The sequence below is a fragment of the Myxococcus sp. RHSTA-1-4 genome (assembly GCF_020037125.1).
Classification (GTDB): Bacteria; Myxococcota; Myxococcia; order Myxococcales; family Myxococcaceae; genus Myxococcus.
The window spans coordinates 85,314-105,372 of the sequence record NZ_JAIQDG010000032.1; the positions used below are offsets into that span (position 1 = coordinate 85,314).

Below are 20,059 nucleotides of genomic sequence, written 5' to 3' on the forward strand. Positions count from 1 at the left end.
GCGGCTCGGATGCGCGAAGAGGAACACGGTTGCGTCAGCGTGCTGAAGCCCAAAGTGTGTCAGTCGCTCCCTGGGCGAGCGAGCACACCGGGCAAAAACAACCACGCCCGTGTCGCCCGCGGGGCCGCGCGGGACAACACGGGCGCGTGGGGGCCGGAGTGGTCGCTCCGGCCCCCGCACAGTGAAACCGGACCGCTCAGAGGTTCGTGATGTAGCTCATGGTGAAGAGCGAATCCGTGAGTGCACCCGCGGCGTCACGGCACTGCACGTTGACCTGCGTCCCACCGGAGGAGGCCGTGTGCCAGCTCGTGACGTTGCAGAACGCGTTGGTGGAGCCGTAGGCGGTCACCAGCGCGCTCGTCTTGTTGTACGACGCGATGCCGGGGATGGTGAGGGCATACGTGCCCGTACCCGAGCGGGTCGCCGTCACCGTGCTGCCCAGCGAGTGCCACTGGTACCAGGTGCTCGGCGTGCTGGACGCGGACACGGCGTCGGAGAGCCACGCGTACGCGCCGGCCTGCCCGCTGTTCGCCACGTGCTTGTCCGTGTACCGCAGGTTCCAGTACGTATCGACCGGGTTGCCCGCCGTGTCGAAGCACCTCACGCTGACGGTGCTCGTCCCCCAGCCCGCCACCTTGCAGTGGTCGGCCGTGGAGCCGTACGCGGTCACCTGGACGTTGCCACCGATGGCGGTGAAGCCCGGCAGGCTGGCCTGGTAGACGCCGACCGCGCTGCGCGTGACGGTGTTCGTGCCACCCTTCGAGTTGTAGGAGTAGTACCGGGAAGGCGTGTAGCTCGCGGTCGTCGGCTGGTTCGCCCAGAGGTAGGCGCCCTGCTGCGGGTTGCCCGCCCCGGCCCGGTAGTACTGGGCGACGAAGTACGAGTCCACCGCCGCCCCCGCCTGGGTGAAGCAGCGGACGTAGACGCTCTGGGTCGTTCCAGAGGGCCCCCAGCCCGCCGACTTGCACCGGTTGGAGGTGCCACCGTACGCGGTCACCTGGACGTTGCCGCTGGACTCCCCCAGCCCCGCCATGTCGACGCGGTAGTAGCCGACGCCCAGGCGGGTGATGGTGTTCGCCCCGCCCGTCGAGTTGAACGAGTAGCTGGTGCTCGGCGTGTAGCTCGTGGCCGCCGACGGCTGGTCCGCCCAGACGAAGCCGAACGCGGCCGGAATGATGCTCCGGATCCACGGAAGGGCAACGTCGACACGCGAGCCGATCGCGTTGCCGGTGCTGACGCCGCAGCCCCCCGGCGAGTTCGTGTGCGCGGCGACCACCTGCACGACGCCACCCACCTGCGTGAACACGGGGCCGCCACTGTCGCCACCGCACATCTCCTCGGTGTTGACGTTGGTGTAGAGCAGGTCGAGCGCGTTCGAGCCGGTGACCCGGAACTGGCCCTGCTGCATGTTGTCGGGGAGGGTCCCGCTGTTGTCGACGTAACCCCAGCCGGCCGGGGTGACGGCGGCGTTCACGGCCGGAATCGCGGTGGCGAGCTGCACGATGGGCGCGTACGACGGAGTCGCCAGCCGCAGCAGCGCGAGGTCATTGGTGTTGTTCAGGAAGACCTGGGCCCCCTGAATCACCTGGCCGCGGCTCGTGTCGCTGATCCGCGTGCGGTCCATGGACGCCCAGACCTCGGTCGCCGACAGCTCCGAGGCCGCGATGACGCCGTCGAGGTTGTGGTCGAAGCAGTGCTGGGCCGTGAGCACCCAGCCCGGCGCGACATGCGACCCGCTACACAGCGTGTTCGCGGTCGACGTGGCCGACGACATGTGCAGGGAGACGGCCCACGGATACGTGCCGTCGGGCACCGCGGTTCCCCTGGCGATCTCCCCCTGTTGCTCCCCCAGCTCCACGGGCTCGACCTCTTCGCCCTCCGGTACACCGCACCCCACGGTGCCCGCGAGCAGAGCCAGCGCACTCCACTTCAGTGACTTCATCTTCATTCCCCCTGGGTTCGTGCCGAGACTTCGGACAGACGCGAGCAACTCGGTGCTCACGTGCGCCGGCCCCATTGCACCGCGAATACCAACGCCTGCCCCGAGCGACTCCAGAGGGGAGCTGTCCGCGTCGCCGGCCTCCCGTGTGGACCCGCGGGCAACGACGCACCTCCAGGTGTTGCCGCTGGAGACACACGCGGATCGCGTCAGGACGGACTTCTACACATGCGCTCCACGTTTGTGATGGACTGCCGCTCCTCGGAGGATGGGGGACATGGCAGACACGAAGCGCCGATATGGACGTTGGGCCGCGCTGGGAGTGCTGTTGCTGGGCCTGGGGCTGTGGTGGTGGCTCGCGCACAAGCCCGACGCCACCCCTGTGATGGTCACGGAGACGTCCGGGACGGCACCGGCCCCAAGCCACCCCGCGGCTTCCGGCACGGCAGCCGCCACACCCGAGCCCGCACGGGCGGCTTCCTCGAAGGAGGCCCCGAGCCCGGTGCTGCGCCTCCCCTCGGCCCGGCGCACGGAGGCGCCCGAAGGTGTTCCGGGGGCCTTCTCCGGTCGCGTGATTTCGGCCATCAGCGGGCAGGGCGTGCCGGGCGCGGAGCTGACGTTCGCCGGTCCTTCGGGCGCCGCCAGCACGCGCACGGACGAGTCCGGAGCCTTCCGCTTCATGCCGGACCAGGAGGGTCTCTGGCAGCTCGCCAGTGTTCGCGCGGAGGGCTTCCTGCCCTTCGGTCCGGACTGGGGGCAGAGTCCCGTTCGTCTCGTAGCGCGGGCGGGCAGTGGCGTGGAGGGGCTGCTCCTGGCCCTCACGCATGAGGAGTCCTGGACCGTCCGTGTCGAGGACCCGGCCGGCAAGCCCCTCGCGGGCGCGCAGGTGCGGCTGCTCACGGGGCGCTCCGGGCAGACGGTGCTCTTCCCCACGGACGACCAGTTCGTGACGGGGACGGACGGCGAGGTCCAGCTCCGCGCGCCCGAGCCCTCCACGGTGGAGGCTCGCCACCCCGGGTATGCGCCCGAGAGAGGAGAGCTGACCGCGCGTGTCCCGGACGGTCGTCTGGTGTTGCGCCTCGATGCCCAGACCACGGGGGCCAGCGAAGTGCTCGCGGGCCGCGTGGTGGACGAAGCGGGCGATGCCATCGCGGGTGCTGGAGTCCGCGCCGATCAGCCTCGGGACAAGCGCCTGCCGGGGGCCCAGGGCGGAATCGCGGCGGTGGCCGAGGCCTTGACGGACGCGGACGGCCGCTTCCTGCTGGAGCGGCTGCCTCCTGGCCGCTACGACGTGTCCGCGGGAGTCCTGGGCCGCGTGGGCACCACGGCTTCGAGTGTTGAGACCGGGCGGCGCGATGTGGTGCTGACCCTGGCTCGTGGGGCACGCCTCACGGGCCGGGTGCGCGACGAGCGCGGTTCGCCTGTCGCGTCCTTCCGGCTGGAGCTGCAGCTCCACCGGGGGCCCCTGGAGCGCGAGCCCGGTGCGGCGCTGACGGTGGTGGATCCGGAGGGCCGCTTCGCCGTGGAGGGCCTGGCGCCCGGCACCTATACGTTGCGCGTGGCGGCACACGGGCTCGCGCCTTCGGCCTCGGAGGTGAGCGTGGCTCCGGATGCGACGGAGGCGGGGCCCGTGGAGGTGATGTTGTCAGCCGGGGTTCGGCTGGAGGGGCAGGTGGTGAAGGCCGGAGGCGGGGGGCCCATCACCGGAGCCCGGGTGCTGGTGGAGGGCGGTATGTACGGCGCGATGCTCGACACGGTGTACGACGCCATCACCGACGCGTCCGGCCACTTCGCGGTGGACGGGCTGGCTCCGGGGACGCTGAGCCTGTCGGTCAGCGCGAAGGGCCATGATGCGCGCATCGTGGACAGGGTGAGGGTGGGGCCAGGGGCGCCGCCCATGCCACCCATCGAGCTGAACGCGGTGGCCGAAGGCGAGACGGCGCGGGTGGAGATGGTGGGGATTGGTTCGATACTGGGCCCGCGTGACGACATGCTCGTCATGGGGACGGTCATCCCCGGCGGCGGCGCGCACGAGGCGGGACTCCAGCCTGGGGATGCCATCGTGAGCATCGACGGCACCCCCGTGGTGGAGCTGGGTTTTGCCGCCTCGGTGCAGCGCATCCGCGGCCCCGAGGGGAGCCGCGTCCGGCTGGGGATTCGCCGGGCCGGCCGATCCGAGGTGGAGGACGTCTGGGTGGTGCGCCGGAAGATCCAGGTCTGAATCGCCTGAACCTCCCTGGGATGCTTCATCATCCATATGACCGCGCGCCTCCTGGATGTTGAAGGTCCTGGAGCAAGGCCTCCTCACGATTGAGCGGTGCGTGGCTGGACGCCCGGAACCCTGGCGGGTATGTCCGCGACGCGGTCCTTTGCGTGCCTGACGGTGGAGGTTACCGTCTCGGCGCCTCTTCACATCCCGCGTCCACAGCTCCGACCAGGAGAGCCCGCATGCCGTCCCGAGCCGCCCCCGACTTCGACCTTGCCTCCGTGGACGTGGAGGGCTTCCACCGCGAGCTGAAGGCCCTGCGCGCGGAGGTGGACGCGTCGCTCGGCGAAGCGGATGCGGCGCACCTCCGGAAGATTGAACGCTGGGGCCGCGCGGCCACGCTGCTCGGCGTGGCGACCTGCTGGCTGGCGCCGAACCCGCTCAGCGCCGCCGCGCTCAGCGTGGGCCGCAGCACGCGCTGGCTGCTCATGCACCACGTGGGACACCGCGGGTATGACCGCGTGCCGGGCCTGCCCGCGTCCCGCACGGGCAAGGGCTTCGCGAAGGGAGGTCGCCGCTTCCTCGACTGGCTCGACTGGATGCTCCCCGAGGCGTGGGTCTTCGAGCACAACGTGCTCCACCACTCGCACACCGGCGAGGACGCGGACCCGGATCTCCTGGAGCGCAACGCCGAGGGAACACTGCGCAACCCGAGCCGGCCGCTCGCGCTCCGTTACCTCCAGCTCTCCCTGCTCGCGCTCACGTGGCGCGCCAGCTACTACGCGCCGGAGACGCTGAGCTCGCTGCGCCGCAAGGGCCGGCGCCAGGGCGGCGCGCTCACGGGCGCGGAGTTGAAGGAGCTGCTGCTCCACTGCTACCTGCCATACGCCGCCGTCTGGTTCGGCCTCTTCCCGTCGCTGTTCCTCGTGCTGGGGACCTGGGCGGCCTTCAGCGCGCTGTGCAACTCGGTGATGGCGGACGTGCTCACCAGCCTGCACACGTTCCTGGTGGTGGGGCCCAACCACACCGGCGAGGACCTCTACCGCTTCGATTCGTCTCCCGAGAGCCGTGGCGCGCGCTTCGTGCAGCAGGTGATTGGCAGCGCCAACTACCGGACCGGCGGGGACCTCAACGACTTCGCCCACCTGTGGCTCAACTATCAAATCGAGCACCACATCTGGCCGGACCTGCCGATGCTCAAGTACCGCGAGGTGCAGCCCAAGGTGCGCGCCCTCTGCGAGAAGTACGGCATCCCCTACGTACAGGAGAGCGTCTGGACCCGCGCCCGGAAGATGGTGGACGTGGTGGTGGGCAAGAGCTCCATGCGAAGGCTCGCGCCGGGCAAGGCCCGGACGGAGGACCTCGAGCCCGTGGCGGCTCCGGCCCCCGCGGCCTGAGGCCGGACTCATTCGTGGCGCGGTAGGGGTTCGCACGAGGCAGGTCGCCGCCTGGCGGTGTCTGGGCCATGGCGGCGCATCGGAGAAGGCGCGAACGGGGCGGCTCTCGATGTCGGTCTCGACGTGCTCCGCTCCAGGCGCGAGCGTGCCGGAGCCCCTCAGCGCCAGCACCTCCGCCGAGCCCCGCATGCTCATGAGGTACAGCTGCTCCGCCGTCCACATACCCCATCACCTCCTTCCCGCCCTGGGGTGACGCTCCGCTGAAAGGAGCACTCATCCCGCGGCATGGTGTCTACCCCCAGGGAGCTGACATGGCGGGGAGGCTGGGGCCCGCCACCGGCGAGGACCTGGCGGGTCCCGCGGAATGGAGGCTCCATTCCGCGCATGGCGGCCCGGGGGCTGACACGGCGAGAAGTCATGGCATGGGAGACTGGGCCTGGGGCTTCGTGGGTCCTCGGTCTCCCGGCACTCCGAACATGTCCGAGTTGCCGTTGCGGCTACCGCGTGGCCGAGGCGGCGCCATGGCAGGACTCATCCGCGTCCTGAATCAGGCCCGCCGACGGCGCGTGGGCGCCGCGGGCCGGTCCAGCGCCGTCTCCGAGGAGGCGCCCTCGTGACGGACCGCCTGTACGTCCACCACCCGTGCACCGTCGGGCGGCACGGGTGGCCCGAGTGTCACCACCAGCACCCGGTAGGACTCCTCCAGCCGCTTGTGCAGCTTGGAGAAGATCTGCTGCGCGGTGCCGGGCATGTCCTCGGTGTACGTGAAGTACCAGCGCAGCTCGTCCAGGCGCTCGTAGAAGTGGTCCACCACCGCCTGTTCCTGCTCGGAGAGGTGGATGAGGTGCTCGAAGGCGCCCGTCGCGTAGCGCGAGGAGATGGTGCCCAGCAGGGGCTCGCGGCTGCGCAGGCGCGAGAAGAGGGCGAACATCTCGTCGCGGCGTGCCTCCAGCCGGCGCATGATGCCGGCGGCGTCCATCGCGAGCAGGTTGCGGACGCGAGTGGCCATCTCCTCGGCCTTCTTGCGACGAGCCATGGGGCGCGAGCCTACCTCCGCCCCGTGGCCGGCACCAACCTCAGTAGACGCGCAGCAGGCGCGACTGGCACACGAAGCGTGGGTTGCGGAAGTCGATGACCTCGACCTCACCGGTGGTCTCCTCGAACCGTCCCGCGAGCACCCCTGCGGCGACCGCCGCGGCCATGTACGCGGTGTCCTGGCCCTTCAGCTCCTTGAGCTTGCGGAGGTAGACGACGCGGCCCTCGACGGCCCACAGCGTGTGGATGCCCTCGGGCCGTACGCCCCGGGCCTGGTCGGGAGGGGGCGCGAGCTTCGCCAGCGCGGGTGGCACGGCGCTCATCACGAATGCGTCGTAGGACGGGTTGCCACTCTGGGAGACGAGCTTCACGTCGCGCAGTGAGCCGTCGGGCCCCTGGTGCAATTCGAGGGTGACGACGAGCTTCGCGCCGCCGCCGCCCGCCAGCTTCTGCATCTCCTCCACGGTCTGGACGCGACTCCGCAAATAGTCGACGGACTTGACCCCGGTCTTCTCCCTGGCTCCGGGCATGTTCCCTCGGCTTCGCTGAAGGTCCCGCAGCTGCTCGGACGGCGTGGGCGCGGCGACCGCGGGCCCAGTGCCGGGACTGCCGGTCGCGCCGAACTCGCTGGCCTGTCCGGCCCAGGACGTCGTGGCTTGATTCAGGAGGCTGGTGCCCGGGAACACGGGGGCATCCTCGAGCGCCTTCTCGAGGGCCTCGCGGAGCCGGCTGAAGTACGGGTCGATCTGCCCGTTGGCCACTCGGAGGCTCGCCTGCTGGTCATTGATGAAGCCCTGCACGCGTCCACCGACGCGGGCCCGCTCCTTCGCGGCGAGCACCTCGGGCGAGAGGCTGGGGTCTCCGGGGCGCAGGGTGTGGCCACTCTGGCTCTTCGGGCCGGTGAGGGGTGGGCCTCCCGGCATCAGCGACGGAGGCAGTGGGTAGAGGGTGCCGGCCGGCTGCCGGGGGCGGGCAGGCGCGTCCGAGACGGGCCCCGAGGCGACGGCGGCGGGTGCCTCGGAGGGGGAGGTGGGTGGCGCTTCCGGCGCGGCGGGGGATTCCGGAGATGGGCCGCTCGGGGACGGCGCCCGCGCTGACGGTTCTTCTCCTGCCGGAGACGGAGGGGCCGAGGCCACCGCGGGTGCCCCCGTGTCCGCTGGCGGGTGTTCCTCGGGTGGAGCTGGAGGGGCCGAGGCCACCGCCGGTGCGCCCTCGCCGGGCGTGGGTGATGAAGGAGGTGGCTCTGTCGCGGGTGGGATGGGCGGCGCCACGGTCGGCGACTCAGCGACCTGCGTGGGTGGCTCCACGGGGCGAGGCGGCTGGCGACGGAGGCGGGGCGGTGGCTTCGCGGGCCGCTCGACGCGGGGCGGCGATGGCGGGGCTTCAGGCAGCGGTGGTGCGGCTGGCGGGCGGGAGATGATCTCCACCTGGAGCGGCGCCTGCGAGGCCCTCGGTGCGGTGCGGTCTCTCGGGGGCACCTCCCCCCAGAGGAGGAGGAGCAGGAGCGCCACGTGGATGGCGAGTGAGACCAGGGCGGCCCACCCGAGGCGTCGAAACCGCCGCATCGATACTCCCATACTCCCTGAGGCACCTCGCCCCGGCTGCTGGCGGGATTCGCGCCGGCCCCGCGCTCCGCACCATCATACGTCTCATGGGGCCCTGCCACGGAGCGGTACGGCCGGAGTGTCGGGGGCATTGCATCGAATCGAGCCCGCCGTCGGCGCGTCTGGATGCGCCTGGAGTATCGTTTCCGGAGCTGCACCCTGTGCATGGGGCGTCTCTCGCCCGGAAAGGTTCAGGGCCGCGATGGACTACCGGAAGCTGCTCCAAGACATGACCCGCAACCCGACTGTGGGAGGCGCGGGGCAGCGGGGCCCCTCGGGAAGCGACGCGGGCTTTGGGGAGCCAGGCGGCGGTGGAGTGCCAGGATGGTGAGCGACGCTCAACCGGAGCTGCTGGAGACCCCGGTCCGGCGGCTCGTCGCCGAGGCCTGGACCTTTCGCCGGCAGGTGGAGCTGGACGCGGAGCTGCGCTTCACGCGGCTGGCGGAGCAGCTCGCACAGCTGCGCGCGCCCGAGCCGATTGTGGCACTCGCCCGGCGCGCGGCGGAGGACGAGCGGCGGCACGCCGGGATGTGCGAGCTGCTCGCCCGGGCCTACGGTCAGGTGGAGTTGCCACCGGCCCCGCTGGCGGTGGAGGAGGTGGCTCCCGCGGGCATGGCCCTGCGCGAGCGGGTGCTCTACGAGCTGGTCGCGGCCTGCTGCATCACCGAGACGGAGAGCACCGCGGTGCTGACGACGCTGCTGGTGCCGGACGCGACGCCCCGGGTGCGTGCGGTGCTGCGCGACATCCTTCGCGACGAGGTGGCGCACAGCCGGCTCGGCTGGGCCTGGCTGTCACGCGAGCACGCGGAAGGCGCGGCGGGGTTCCTTGCGCGTCATGTGTCCGCGATGCTGGAGGGAAGCGTGTCGCCCCGGCTCTTCGCACCGGGGACGCCGGAGGAGGAGAGCGCCGCGCTGCTGAAGCACGGCGTGCTGCCGCATACGCGCAAGCGGGAGACCTTCGTGCGCGCGTTGCGAGACGTGGTGTTCCCGGGCCTGGAGCGCTTCGGCGTGGACACGGCGCCCGGGCGGGAGTGGCTGGAGCGCCGCGGCGCGATGGGAGCGTAGCTCGCATGGCCGGTGTCCCTGCTACGGTAGCGGGCATGGTGCTCAAGATCGTCCAGACAGGGGAGCCGGTGCTTCGGCAGAAGGCGCGTGACCTCACTCCGGAGGAAATCGCCAGTCCCGAGGTGAAGCGGCTCATCGAGCTGATGCGCGACACGATGCGCGACGCGCCCGGCGTGGGGCTGGCGGCGCCGCAGGTGGGCGTGGGGTTGCGGCTGGTGGTGGTGGAAGACCGGGCCGAGTACCAGGCGGGCCTGTCCCCCGCGGACCTGGCCTCGCGCGAGCGGGTGCCGGTGGCCTTCCACGTGCTCATCAACCCGAGGCTGGTGGTGGAGGATCCGACGCCCGTGGAGTTCCACGAGGGCTGCCTGAGCGTGGCCGGCTTCGCGGCCCTGGTGCCACGGGCGCGCGGCGTGCGGGTGGAGGCGCTGGACGAGCACGGCGAGCCGGTGACGGTGAGCGCACGGGGCTGGTACGCGCGAATCCTCCAGCACGAGCTGGACCACCTGGACGGCACGCTCTACGTGGACCGGATGGAGACGCGGAGCTTCACCACGGCGGAGAACCACCGCCGCTTCCACGCGGGCCGCACCACCGCCGAGGTGCGCGCGGCGCTGGGGCTGCCCGAGCGGAAGGGGTAGGGGGCAATCGTTGATTCCCCCGCGCCCGAAATGCGCGGAGGCACGGGTGTCAGGGCAGCAGGCGGGGAGGCACTCCCGCGCCGGGGCCACTCCCCGACCGCGTGCGGGGACATCACTCCTTTGATGCCCACCCACGGGCCACCCCCAAGGAGCCCCGCATGTCCCCCCACGCGAAGAAGCTCGCCCTCCTGACCGCCGCCTGGCTCGCCGTGCCCATGGGCATCACCTTCGCCCAGGAGTCCGAGCCCACCTCTCCCGAGGGCTCCTTCTGTGGCGGCATCGCTGGCATCACCTGTCCCGAAGGCTATTCCTGCGTAGACGACCCCAGGGACGACTGCGACCCGAAGAACAGCGGCGCCGACTGTTCCGGCATCTGTACCGCCGAGTCCGGACTGGACGCGCCCCAGCGAGGCCGCCAATACGTCTCGAAGGACCCGGACCAGTGCGCGGCGATCCGCTTCTACTGCGAGGCCGGTCAGGAGCCGTTCTTCAACGACCGCGGTTGCGGCTGCCAGCCAGTCGCGCAATAAGCCCGCGGATGCTCACCGAGGTTCAGGCCGGTCCCTATACCGTCCGAGGCATCTCCGTCGGCGGCGTGTACACCTCGCTCCAGGTACCGGAGCTGGACTCGGTGCTCGACGTGGGTGTGCCCATCCGCTCGTTCGCGGGCACGGACCGTATCTTCCTGAGCCACGCCCATCCGGACCACGCCAGCGGCCTCGGCTCGTTGCTCGGTATCCGCCGGCTCATCGGCAAGGGCCCGCCGCAGGTCTTCCTGCCCGCGGAAATCGAGGCGCCCGTCCAGGAAGCCCTCGCGGTGCTGACCCGCCTGCACCACACCTCCATGGAGGTGCGGACCGTCCCCCTGCGTCCGGGAGACGTCCACGCGCTCGGGCATGGCTTGTTCGTGCGCGCCTTCCGCACGCACCACCCGGTGCCGTCGCTCGGCTACCAGTTCCTCCGCCGCATCTCCAAGCTGCGGCCGGAGCACCACGGCCTGCCACCCCAGGAGATCGCCCGGCGACGGCAGGCGGGGGAGGCCCTCTTCGACGAGGTGGAGCGGCTGGAGCTGGCCTACGCCACCGACACGCTCGCGCGTGTGCTGGACACGGAGCCGTCCCTCCTCGACTCGCGCGTCCTCATCCTCGAGTGCACCTTCGTCGATGCGCGCCACACCGTGCAGGATGCGCAGGAGCGGTGGCACCTCCACCTGGACGAGGTCATCGCGCGCGCCGAGCGCTTCACGGGCGAGGCCCTGGTGCTCATGCACTTCAGCCAGTCCCATGGCCCGGAGGAGGTACAGGCCACCATCCGCGCCCGTCTCCCGCCGTCCCTCCAGGAGCGCGTCCGCGTCTTCGCTCCGGCCTCCGGCCGCTGGTTCGGCTGAGGCGGGGCAGGGCGGGCTCAAGCGGGCCGCAGGGCCTCCAGCTCCGCGAGCACGGCGCGCAGCTCGGGAGACTCCAGCGCCTTCTCCACGGAGGCGAAGAACTGGGAGAGGTCGCCCGCGCCCTGGTGCTCGTACACGCACGCCTGCAGGCCCATCTCCAGCCGGTCGAGCTGGCGCACCAGCCGCGCCTCGAAGGAGGTGCCGTGCTCGTACTCATCCCAGAGCGCCAGGTACTCCGCGCCACGGGGCAGCTTGCCGAGAATCGTCTCCACCGCGCGCCGCTCCAGCGCGTGCTTGGCCTCGCGCTCCACGCCGTCATGCGGGGTGATGTCGCCGGCGTACGCCTCGCCCAGGTCGTGCAGCAACGCGATGCGGACGACCTTGGAGGCATCCGCTTGCGGGAAGTAGCCCTCGGCGACGAACAGGCCCAGCAGCGCGACGAAGAGCGAGTGCTCTGCCACGCTCTCGCACCGCTCCGGGGTGATTCCTACCCGCAGCCAGCCCTGGCGGAAGAGCTGCTTCAGGTGGTTCAGCTCGAAATAGGTCTCGATGAGCGGGAGCGTCTTCCGCCCCTGGAGCAGGGCAATGGGCGGCGCGGCCTTGGTCTTCATGCGTCATCCGTACTCCAGGTGAGGATGATTCCGCCCCACGAAATCGGATAGATGTGGGGCCGAGGGTGGCCTCGCGCTTCCGTCCCAGGACGGGCGCCCCGCGGGCCACGGGAGGGGGAGTCATCGTGGTGCATTCGTTTCGCTGGAATCTGTCGTCCTCGCGGTGGCTGCTTGCCGCCGCGCTGCTCGTGACCGCCGCCGCTTGCAAGCGGGAGCCCGCCGAGAAGCCCGCTCCGCCGCCCGCGCCTCCGAGCGCGGCCGTGGAGCAGGAGGACCCTCCGTTTCCCGAGGAGGTGCTGCCGGCACCCGAGACGGCCGGGGCCGCCCAGGCCGAGCCCGCGCGTCCTCCCGAGCCTCCCTTCACCGGAGACCTCGCCGCGCTGAGCAAGCGGGGCACGCTGCGCGTGCTGATCGACGGCACCGAGGAGGACTCCCTCCCGCGCCAGGGCATGCCCAAGGCGCAGGACCGGGCGCTCCTGGAGCGCTTCGCGGAGAAGCACGGGATGGCGGTGGAGTTCATCGCCGTGCAGAGCTTCGACCAGCTCATGCCCCTGCTGCGCGAGGGGCGCGGGGACGTCATCGCCGCGGACCTGACGGTGACGCCGGAGCGCGCGAAGGAGATTGCCTTCACCCGTCCGCTGGCCCGGGTGAATGAGGTCGTCGTGGGCAAGCGCGGCACCCCGGGTCTGCCTCGCAAGCCGGAGGAGCTGGCCGGCCGCACCGTCCACGTGCGCGCCAGCTCCACCTTCGCCGCGTCGCTTCAGGCGCTGGCGAAGGACAAGGCTCCCGGCCTCGTCATCGAGCCCGCGCCCGAGACGAGCGATCCGGAGGAGCTCGCGTGGCAGGTGTCTCGCGGTGAGCGCCCGCTGACGGTGGTGGACAGCCACCTGCTCGCGGCCATCGAGGCGTACAACCCCGACGTGGAGGGGCTGTTCCCCACCGCCGAGGGGCGCCAGCTCGCCTGGGCCGTGCGCCTGGAGAACCCCGCGCTGCGCGCCGCGCTGGATGCGTTCCTCGTGGAGCGCGCCCTCACCGAGCACCGCGAGCGGCTCGTCACGGCGGACCTGGACGGCATCAAGAAGCGCGGCGTGCTCCGCGTCCTCACGCGCAACAGCCCCGTCACGTACTTCCTCCACCGCGGCGAGCAGGCCGGCTTCGACTACCAGATGGCGAAGCTGGCGGCGGAGGCGCTCAAGGTGCGGCTGGAGGTGGTGGTGCCGCCCACGTACGAGCAGCTCATTCCCTGGCTGAAGGAGGGACGCGGGGACTTCATCGCCGCCGCGCTCACCGCCACCGAGGAGCGCGCGAAGCAGGTGGCCTTCAGCAAGCCCTACCTCTACGTGGACGAGGTCCTCGTGCAGCGCGCCGGGGCGCCGAAGCCCGCGTCGCTGGCGGACCTGAAGGGCAAGGCCATCCACCTGCGCAGGTCGTCCAGCCACTTCGCCGCGCTGAGCGCGCTGGCGGCGGAGCACGGCTTCACGCTCGTCGAGGAGCCGGAGGACATGGACACCGAGACGCTCATCGACCGGGTGGCGCGCGGAGAGATTCCCTACACCGTGACGGACAGCCACATCCTCGCCGCGGAGCGGGTGTACCGCGACGACGTGGAGGCCGCCCTCACGGTGCCGGGGCAGGGCACGCCGGCGGGGAAGGACGGCCACTACGGCATCGCCTTCGCCGTGCGCCAGGAGAACCCGAAGCTGCGCGCCTTCCTCGACGGCTTCGTGCAGAAGACCTATCGCGGCATCGACTACAACATCGCGCGCCGCCGCTACTTCGAGGGCCGCCGGAGCGAGGCGCCCGCCACGGTGGAGGCCGCGGCAGGCTCGGGAGCCATCTCCCCGTATGACCCGCTGGTGCAGACGTACTCGGCGCGCTACGGCCTGGACTGGCGGCTGATGGTGGCGCAGATGTTCCAGGAGAGCCGCTTCGACCCGAAAGCACGGAGCTGGGTGGGGGCGCAGGGCCTCTTCCAGGTGATGCCGGCCACGGGCAAGGAGATGGGCTTCAAGAAGCTGGAGGACCCGGACCAGGGCATCCACGCGGGCGTGAAGTACATGCACCAGCTCATCGGGCGCATCGCTCCGGAGATTCCCTTCAAGCAGCGTCTGCGTTTCGCGCTCGCCGCCTACAACGCGGGGCTGGGGCATGTGCTCGACGCACGCCGCCTGGCGCAGGAGCAGGGGCTGGACCCCAACCGGTGGTTCGGCAACGTGGAGAAGACCATGCTCCTGCTGGAGAAGCCGAAGTTCTACCGGCGCGCGCGCCACGGGTACTGCCGGGGCTCGGAGCCGGTGAAGTACGTGTCGGAAATCCAGACGCGCTACGGCAACTACACCGCCATCGTGCAGCGCTGAACTCCTGGTACAACAACGGCTGGTGAACACCCAGCCCTCCAGACACGTCCTCATCGCCGGTGCCGGAATCGGTGGATTGACCCTGGCCTGCGCGCTCCGTCGCGCGGGCATCTCCTTCACCGTCTTCGAGCGGGCGGATGCACTGCGGTGGGTCGGCGCCGGCATCGTCGTCCAGATGAACGCGGCCGTGGCCCTGCGCCGCATCGGCCTGTGCGACGCCGTGGCCGCGGCAGGCGCCAGTCCCAGCGACAGCGCCATCCTCCATCCCTCAGGAGCGCCCATCACCCGGCTTCCGGTTCAGCGCCTGCAACAGGAACTGGGCGCCCCCCTGGTGTGCCTACACCGGGCCCGGCTCCAGTCCGTGCTGCTGGAGCACGCCGGCCCCGAGCACGTCCGGCTCGGACGCGCCGTCACGGGCTTCCAGGATGACGGCCACCGCGTGACGGTGACGCTGTCCGACGGGAGCACCACCACGGGAGACGTGCTGGTGGGCGCGGATGGTTTGCGCTCGGCGGTGCGGAGCGGGCTGCTCGGTGACGCGCCGCTCCGGTACTCCGGCTACACGAGCTGGCGCGGCATCGCTCCGGAGGTCCCCAGCGTACGCCCGGGCCTGGTCTCGGAGACCTGGGGCCGCGGCGCCCGTTTCGGCGTCGTCCCCATCGGCTCGGGGCAAGTGTACTGGTTCGCCACGCTCAACGCACCGCCCGGTGGGCAGGACGGTCCCGGTGGTGCCCGTGCCCGGCTGCAAGCGCTCTTCGCGGGCTGGCACGCCCCCATCGCGGACCTGCTCGCCGCCACGCCGGAGGACGCCATCGTCCGCACGGACATCCACGACCGGCCACCGGTGACGCGGTGGAGCCGGGGCCGGGTGACGCTGTTGGGCGACGCCGCGCACCCCATGACGCCCAACCTGGGGCAGGGGGGCTGTCAGGCCATCGAGGATGCCGTGGTGCTGTCGGAGTGTCTGGCCAGTGGCGATGCCGTGGAGGCCGCCCTCACCACCTACGAGCAACGCCGCCGCGAGCGCGCCAACCAGATCGTGTCCCAATCCTGGCGGCTGGGGCGCATGGCGCAGCTGGAGAGCCCCATCGGCCGCTTTCTGCGCGACACGCTCTTCCGGCTCATGCCCGAGTCGCTCGCCGCCCGTGGCGTGCGGGACCTGGTGCGCTCCGTCTCGTGAGCGGAGCGCGGAGCGTCAGAAGCTCGCCCCCAGCAGGGCCCCCGCGAACGGCCCGCTGAGCGAGACGGAGAAGCCCTCCGAGCCCACCCGGAAGTCGTCCGCCTTCTGGAAGTACTGCGTGTAGCCCGCCTGGACGCGCGTGTAGACGATGCGCCCGAAGGAGTACTGGAGCGAGGCCATGCCGCCCGCGCCGAAGATCCACTTCCGGGCGCGGCCCTCGTAGAAGTTGTCCCCCGGCGAGAGCCCGCCGCCCGGGTCGGTCGGCTGGTTCTGGTTGATCTGCCCGGTGGGCACGGAGACCTCGGCCGCGCCGCCGAACGCCGCCACCCCGAGCGTCAGCCGCCGCGACAGCGAGAGCCGCTTCTCCAACCCCGGGCGGAACGCGAGGACGTCGACGGCATTGGCGAAGTACCAGTCGATGCCGTTGATCCACCAGACGTCGTCCCGGCCGGAGCCCCGGAGGATGTTGAAGTGAATCCCGCCCGTCAGCCGCACCGCGTTGTTCCGGGACTCCACCGTGCGCGTCTGCTGCCGCGACGTGGGGATGAGCGTGGACGGATGCTGCATCCGGGACATGAAGCCGCCCACCTCCACCGCGAGCTGCGGCAACCGGCGCGGGGCCTCATCCTCCAGCGGCGCCTCCAGGGCCAGGGCGGACCAAGGCAGGCCGAGCGACACCAGCAGTCCGAGGGCGCGCAGCGCGGGAACGAGTCTCATGGGGTTCCTCCTCCCGAGGGAATGCTCACGGCCCGTATCACGGTGGAAGGGCCATGCCCAAACGGCTGTTGCGCGGTGGAAGGATGGGGCTCCCTCAGAGGCCGGCCACCTTCGACGCGCTCGTCACTGTGTAGGCCAGTGAAAGCTCCTGCTGCGAGCGGGGGGGCGCGGTCAGCTCGAAGCGGATGATGCCGTCCTCGCTGACGCGGGCCGGGGCCGGCTTCGTGCCCTCCCTCAACAGCATCACCTCCACGGACTCCACCTCGGAGACGGGCATCCGCTCCTCCAGGGCCACCGTCTCCGGACGGGCGCCCATGTTGGAGAGGTACAGCCGCACCCGCTGCGTGCGCACGCGGCGTCCAGTGAGGCGGCTCGTCTCCATCTCTTCTTCGTCCCTGCGCGCCACTCGCAGCGCGTCCTCGCTGCCGAAGCCCAGCTTCACCCGCTCGCTCCTGCCGGTGAAGCGGAGCTGCGCGCGGCCCACGTAGCCGCCGGAGCGCACCAGGTCCACCGGCCCCGCCAGCAGCACGGACGGGCCCGTGTTGTCGAAGCGCGCCACCCGGTGCACCAGCGGCGACTGCTCCGGGCAGGCCAGCAGCTCGGAGGCCGCGGACGCGGTGAAGCGGAACAGCGGCACGCGGTGCGGCTCACCGTCGGGCGGCACGGTGGCGCGGTGCTGCGCCGCAAGCGTCAGTGCCTCGCCGCCGTCGTCCATGCCGGGCAGGGCCTCCTCGCGCCGGGCCGCGCCGCCCTCGCCCGTGGTCTGGATGACCTCCTCGCGGATGGCCACCTCCACCACCTGCTTCTCGCGCTCCGTCTTGTCGCGCAGCGACAGCCAGTCCTCCACCAGCCGCGGCGGCGAGGCGCCCAGCGTGGGCCGCGCCGTGGAGAAGGCCAGCTCCGCGTCCTTCCACTCCTCCTCCGTGCGCTGCCACACCACGGCCTCGCACTCCAGCGTCACCGTCTCGCCCCGCTCCCCGCGCTCCAGCGTGGCGCGGTAGGCCGGGCGCCAGGCCGCGCAGGGCACCAGGTAGGTGAGGGACAGCGTGGCCGAGCCGCCCGCGGGATGGCCCACCTCCAGCTCGGCGTGCACGTCGAGCCGCGGCTCCTCCTGCTCGGTGGCCGCCAGCGCGCTCCGCGCTTCCTGGAGACGCTCCCGGCCCCGGATGACCTCGCGGTTCGACGCGCGGAGCGCCGTGCCCGCCGCGTCCAGCTCGCGCCGGATGGTGGCCAGCTGCTCCCGCCATACGTCCGGGCGGTCCTGGCCGCTCCCCGCATCCTCGGCAATGGCGCGCAGCACGTCGTCATGGGCGTGGGAGAGCAGGGTGTACCGGTGCCGCCGCCGCTCCTCCTCCGCCTCGGCGCGCCGCTGCTCCTGCTCCAGCTCCGCCACGCGCCGGCCCAGCTCCGTGCGGTGCTCGCGCTGGGCCTCGGGGCGGTAGGGCTTCAATGCGCGGCGGATGCGCGCCTGCGATACGGTGCCGCCGGCCAGCTTCGCCTGCAGGGAGCGGTCCACCGCCAGCGGTGACAGCCCCTCGATGACCAGCCGCTGCGCTCCGGTGGCGAGCGGCACCTCGCCGCGCCGCTCGATGAGCGCCCGGTCCTCGAGGACGGTGACCTTGACCACGGGCAGGGTAAGGGGGGCGCCCATCATGTCCTCCGGTTTCCGCCCCCGAGCATCTTGCTCGCGGGGATCTTCACGGTCCACGTCGCCTTCAGCGTCTGGGCCTCACCGGGCTGGAGCACCACGCGCCATGCACGCTCTCCCTCCACCGGGTCCTCGCCGGGAAGCGGCGTGCGCTTCTGCCACACCGGCGCCACCTCCATCTCCTCCACCTTGATGTCCTTCTCCGAGCCGGAGGGCACCGCGGGCACGCGCTCGCAGACCTCCACCAGCACGCGGTTGGACAGCCGGTTGGCCAGCTCCACCGACACGTGGTGCGTCAGCATCGTCGCGCCACCGAAGATGCCGCCGGTGGCCTCATCGAAGCGCGTGTTGCGCGCCACCTTGATGGACTCCTCCACGCCCAGGCCCAGACGCTGGGTCGACCCGGGCGCCATGGTGGGCAGGGGGGACGTCATCAGGAACTCGTCGCCGAGCGTGACGTCCACCGGCCCGGCCAGCAGCGGGTAGGGCGTCCGGTTCTCCACGCGCACCGTCCGGAAGGCGCGGGCCTCCACCGACGGCACGCAGACGTACTCGGCGGACAGGCCCACCGGCACCGACAGCACCGGTATCGTGTGCCACACCCCGTCCGAGGGAACGTCCGCGCGCGCCTCCACGTCGAAGCGCGCGTCGAAGTGCGGCGAGGACTTGCGCGGGGGCACGGACCAGGCGGGCGGCGGTGCCTGCCAGATGGTGGACACCTCCTGCTCGCTCACGGCGACGAGCGCGGCGATGTCGATGTGGACGTGAACCGCCGCCAGCGCCAGCAATTCGCGGGTGACGAAGGCGGGGCGGGGGCGCAGACGGCCACGGGCACCAGGGTCGTCCGCGGGCGCCAGCTCCAGCCGGTCATAGTCCAGCAGCGCGTCGGAGGGCTCCAGCCGCGCGGCCTGACGCTCCTCGAGGGCCCCACCGTCGGCGCCCGCCCCTCCGCCACCGGGGGCGAAAGCGGCGGCCTCCGCCTCCTCCTCGGGCGCTTCCATGAGGTCCATTCCGCCCAGGTCCATCGACCTCGAAGGGGCCCCGCCCCGCTTCTTCATCTTGGGCGCCTCGGAACGGGAACGGGCCGGGAGGGCGCCGGCCGACCGGGCAGGCCGGGCCGCGGAAGCCGGGGCCATGGGCGGTGGCGGCGCCATGGACGGCGGCGGGGGAACGTTCTGGAACGAGCCGGTGGGCGACATCAGCTCGTCCCGGTCGACGGGGCGACGCTCGGCGTACGTGTCCATGAGCGGCTCCGCCGCCGGCTTCTCGGCGACGGCCTGCGGCGCGGGAACGGGCGCGGGCGGCTCGGGCTTCGGAGGGAGGCGGGTGGCGTCGTAGCCGGAGAACAGCTCGTCCAGTCCGGGCGGGGGCTCGCGCCAGCCGGAGCGGGCCGGAGGTGGCTGGCGGCGGCCGATGCGCAGCGCCTTCAGCTCCGGCACCTCCGCGCGCCGGTCCAGGTCCGCGGTGGAGACGGACAGCCGCACTCCCGTCCAGTCCTCGCCGGTGCGCTGGAGGACGGAGGCGCGCATCCGCAGCGTGCCTTCCTCCAGCGTGCGCGGCAGCTTCAGGTCATAGGTGGGGACCCACCGCGCGCCCGGCACGGCGTACTCGAGCGCGAGCTTCGCGCCCTGCTCCACGGGCATGGCCTCGGACAGGGTGAGGATGGCGGCGCGGTAGACGCGGGCACGCTGGCCTCGCAGCGCCGTGGAGGCCTCGTTCAGGCGCTGCCGGCGAAGCTCCACCTCGGCCTCGGCGTCGCGCTTCTGGCGCTCCAGGTCCAGCCTCCGCTCGTTGAGGAGTCCCGTCTCCGAGTCGACCAGGGACGTGAGCGACAGCATCGCGGCCAGCGGGGCGCCTCGCGGCTGGAAGTCGTCCTTCTTTCGCGGTGGGAACGCGAACGAGAGCTTCGTCACCGCGCCCAGGTCGCGATTCACCCTGAGCAGGGCCGCCGACACCTCGTCGAGCCGGGCCTGAGCCTCTTCCAGCGCGCGCTGCTCGGCGGGGACGTCCACCTCGGGTGGAAGCTGGACGTCGAAGGCGGGCCGGAGGTCTCGCACCACGAGCCCCGGGGGGCCTTGCAGCACGGACGCTCGCAGCGAGCCGGTGCGCAGCGACAGCGGCAGGCCGTTGATGCGCACCTGCGTGGGAAGGCGGCCACCTTCCGTCAGCACGGTGGCCACGCGAGTACAGAGCGCACCCTCCGCGTGGACGGTGACCGCATCCAGGATGGACGGCACGACGAGCATGAGCCCCCCTCACCCGAAGAAGAGGGGCA

The 20,059-nt window shown here is 71.8% G+C and carries 15 protein-coding genes; 8 read left to right on the top strand and 7 right to left on the bottom strand.

The features are described 5' to 3' along the window. Positions 1-196 precede the first annotated feature (196 nt). The gene (locus K8638_RS34230) at positions 197-1,948 is read right to left on the bottom strand and encodes a trypsin-like serine protease (protein ID WP_223758897.1); all 1,752 of its coding nucleotides are present in this window, start codon (positions 1,946-1,948) and stop codon (positions 197-199) included. A gap of 268 nt (positions 1,949-2,216) precedes the next feature. On the opposite strand from K8638_RS34230, the gene K8638_RS34235 reads away from it, so the two are divergent. Together K8638_RS34235 and K8638_RS34240 are read left to right on the top strand one after the other, a co-directional pair. Further along, the gene (locus tag K8638_RS34235) at positions 2,217-4,160 is read left to right on the top strand and encodes a carboxypeptidase regulatory-like domain-containing protein (protein WP_223758898.1); all 1,944 of its coding nucleotides are present in this window, start codon (positions 2,217-2,219) and stop codon (positions 4,158-4,160) included. A gap of 227 nt (positions 4,161-4,387) precedes the next feature. Further along, positions 4,388-5,542, top strand: a complete 1,155-nt coding sequence (locus tag K8638_RS34240) for a fatty acid desaturase (RefSeq protein WP_223758899.1) — start codon at positions 4,388-4,390, stop codon at positions 5,540-5,542. 547 nt (positions 5,543-6,089) lie between these two features. Here the strand turns inward: K8638_RS34240 and K8638_RS34245 are convergent. Then, on the bottom strand, positions 6,090-6,578 hold the full coding sequence (locus K8638_RS34245; protein WP_223758900.1) for a hypothetical protein: 489 nt from the start codon (positions 6,576-6,578) through the stop codon (positions 6,090-6,092). Positions 6,579-6,618: 40 nt separating this feature from the next. Next, positions 6,619-7,500, bottom strand: a complete 882-nt coding sequence (locus tag K8638_RS34250; protein WP_223758901.1) for a TonB C-terminal domain-containing protein — start codon at positions 7,498-7,500, stop codon at positions 6,619-6,621. 1,005 nt (positions 7,501-8,505) lie between these two features. On the opposite strand from K8638_RS34250, the gene K8638_RS34255 reads away from it, so the two are divergent. The 4 genes from K8638_RS34255 to K8638_RS34270 all read left to right on the top strand — a co-directional run bounded on the left by K8638_RS34255 (position 8,506) and on the right by K8638_RS34270 (position 11,271). Continuing rightward, positions 8,506-9,246, top strand: a complete 741-nt coding sequence (locus tag K8638_RS34255) for a ferritin-like domain-containing protein (protein ID WP_223758902.1) — start codon at positions 8,506-8,508, stop codon at positions 9,244-9,246. 35 nt (positions 9,247-9,281) lie between these two features. Next, a complete protein-coding gene (gene def, locus K8638_RS34260) occupies positions 9,282-9,884 on the top strand; it encodes a peptide deformylase (protein WP_223758903.1) in 603 nt (200 codons plus the stop codon). Between the two features lie 158 nt (positions 9,885-10,042). After that, a complete protein-coding gene (locus K8638_RS34265; protein WP_223758904.1) occupies positions 10,043-10,414 on the top strand; it encodes a hypothetical protein in 372 nt (123 codons plus the stop codon). Positions 10,415-10,422: 8 nt separating this feature from the next. Beyond that, positions 10,423-11,271, top strand: coding sequence for an MBL fold metallo-hydrolase (locus K8638_RS34270; RefSeq protein ID WP_223758905.1), 849 nt, complete (start codon positions 10,423-10,425; stop codon positions 11,269-11,271). 17 nt (positions 11,272-11,288) lie between these two features. Here the strand turns inward: K8638_RS34270 and K8638_RS34275 are convergent, their stop codons facing one another. Then, positions 11,289-11,882, bottom strand: a complete 594-nt coding sequence (locus K8638_RS34275; protein WP_223758906.1) for an HD family hydrolase — start codon at positions 11,880-11,882, stop codon at positions 11,289-11,291. A gap of 125 nt (positions 11,883-12,007) precedes the next feature. Here K8638_RS34275 and K8638_RS34280 point away from each other — a divergent pair, with 125 nt between their 5' ends. Further along, the gene (locus K8638_RS34280; RefSeq protein ID WP_370644197.1) at positions 12,008-14,239 is read left to right on the top strand and encodes a transporter substrate-binding domain-containing protein; all 2,232 of its coding nucleotides are present in this window, start codon (positions 12,008-12,010) and stop codon (positions 14,237-14,239) included. A 22-nt stretch (positions 14,240-14,261) separates the two neighbouring features. Further along, positions 14,262-15,419 (top strand): FAD-dependent monooxygenase, encoded by a 1,158-nt coding sequence (locus K8638_RS34285; RefSeq protein WP_223758907.1) that lies wholly within the window; start codon positions 14,262-14,264, stop codon positions 15,417-15,419. 15 nt (positions 15,420-15,434) lie between these two features. Here the strand turns inward: K8638_RS34285 and K8638_RS34290 are convergent, their stop codons facing one another. The 3 genes from K8638_RS34290 to K8638_RS34300 all read right to left on the bottom strand — a co-directional run bounded on the left by K8638_RS34290 (position 15,435) and on the right by K8638_RS34300 (position 20,030). After that, the gene (locus tag K8638_RS34290; protein WP_223758908.1) at positions 15,435-16,136 is read right to left on the bottom strand and encodes a hypothetical protein; all 702 of its coding nucleotides are present in this window, start codon (positions 16,134-16,136) and stop codon (positions 15,435-15,437) included. Positions 16,137-16,230: 94 nt separating this feature from the next. Beyond that, positions 16,231-17,787 (bottom strand): mucoidy inhibitor MuiA family protein, encoded by a 1,557-nt coding sequence (locus K8638_RS34295; RefSeq protein WP_223758929.1) that lies wholly within the window; start codon positions 17,785-17,787, stop codon positions 16,231-16,233. Then, on the bottom strand, positions 17,787-20,030 hold the full coding sequence (locus tag K8638_RS34300) for a DUF4139 domain-containing protein (RefSeq protein WP_223758909.1): 2,244 nt from the start codon (positions 20,028-20,030) through the stop codon (positions 17,787-17,789). The genes K8638_RS34295 and K8638_RS34300 overlap by 1 nt, the downstream gene beginning before the upstream one ends. Positions 20,031-20,059 lie beyond the last annotated feature (29 nt).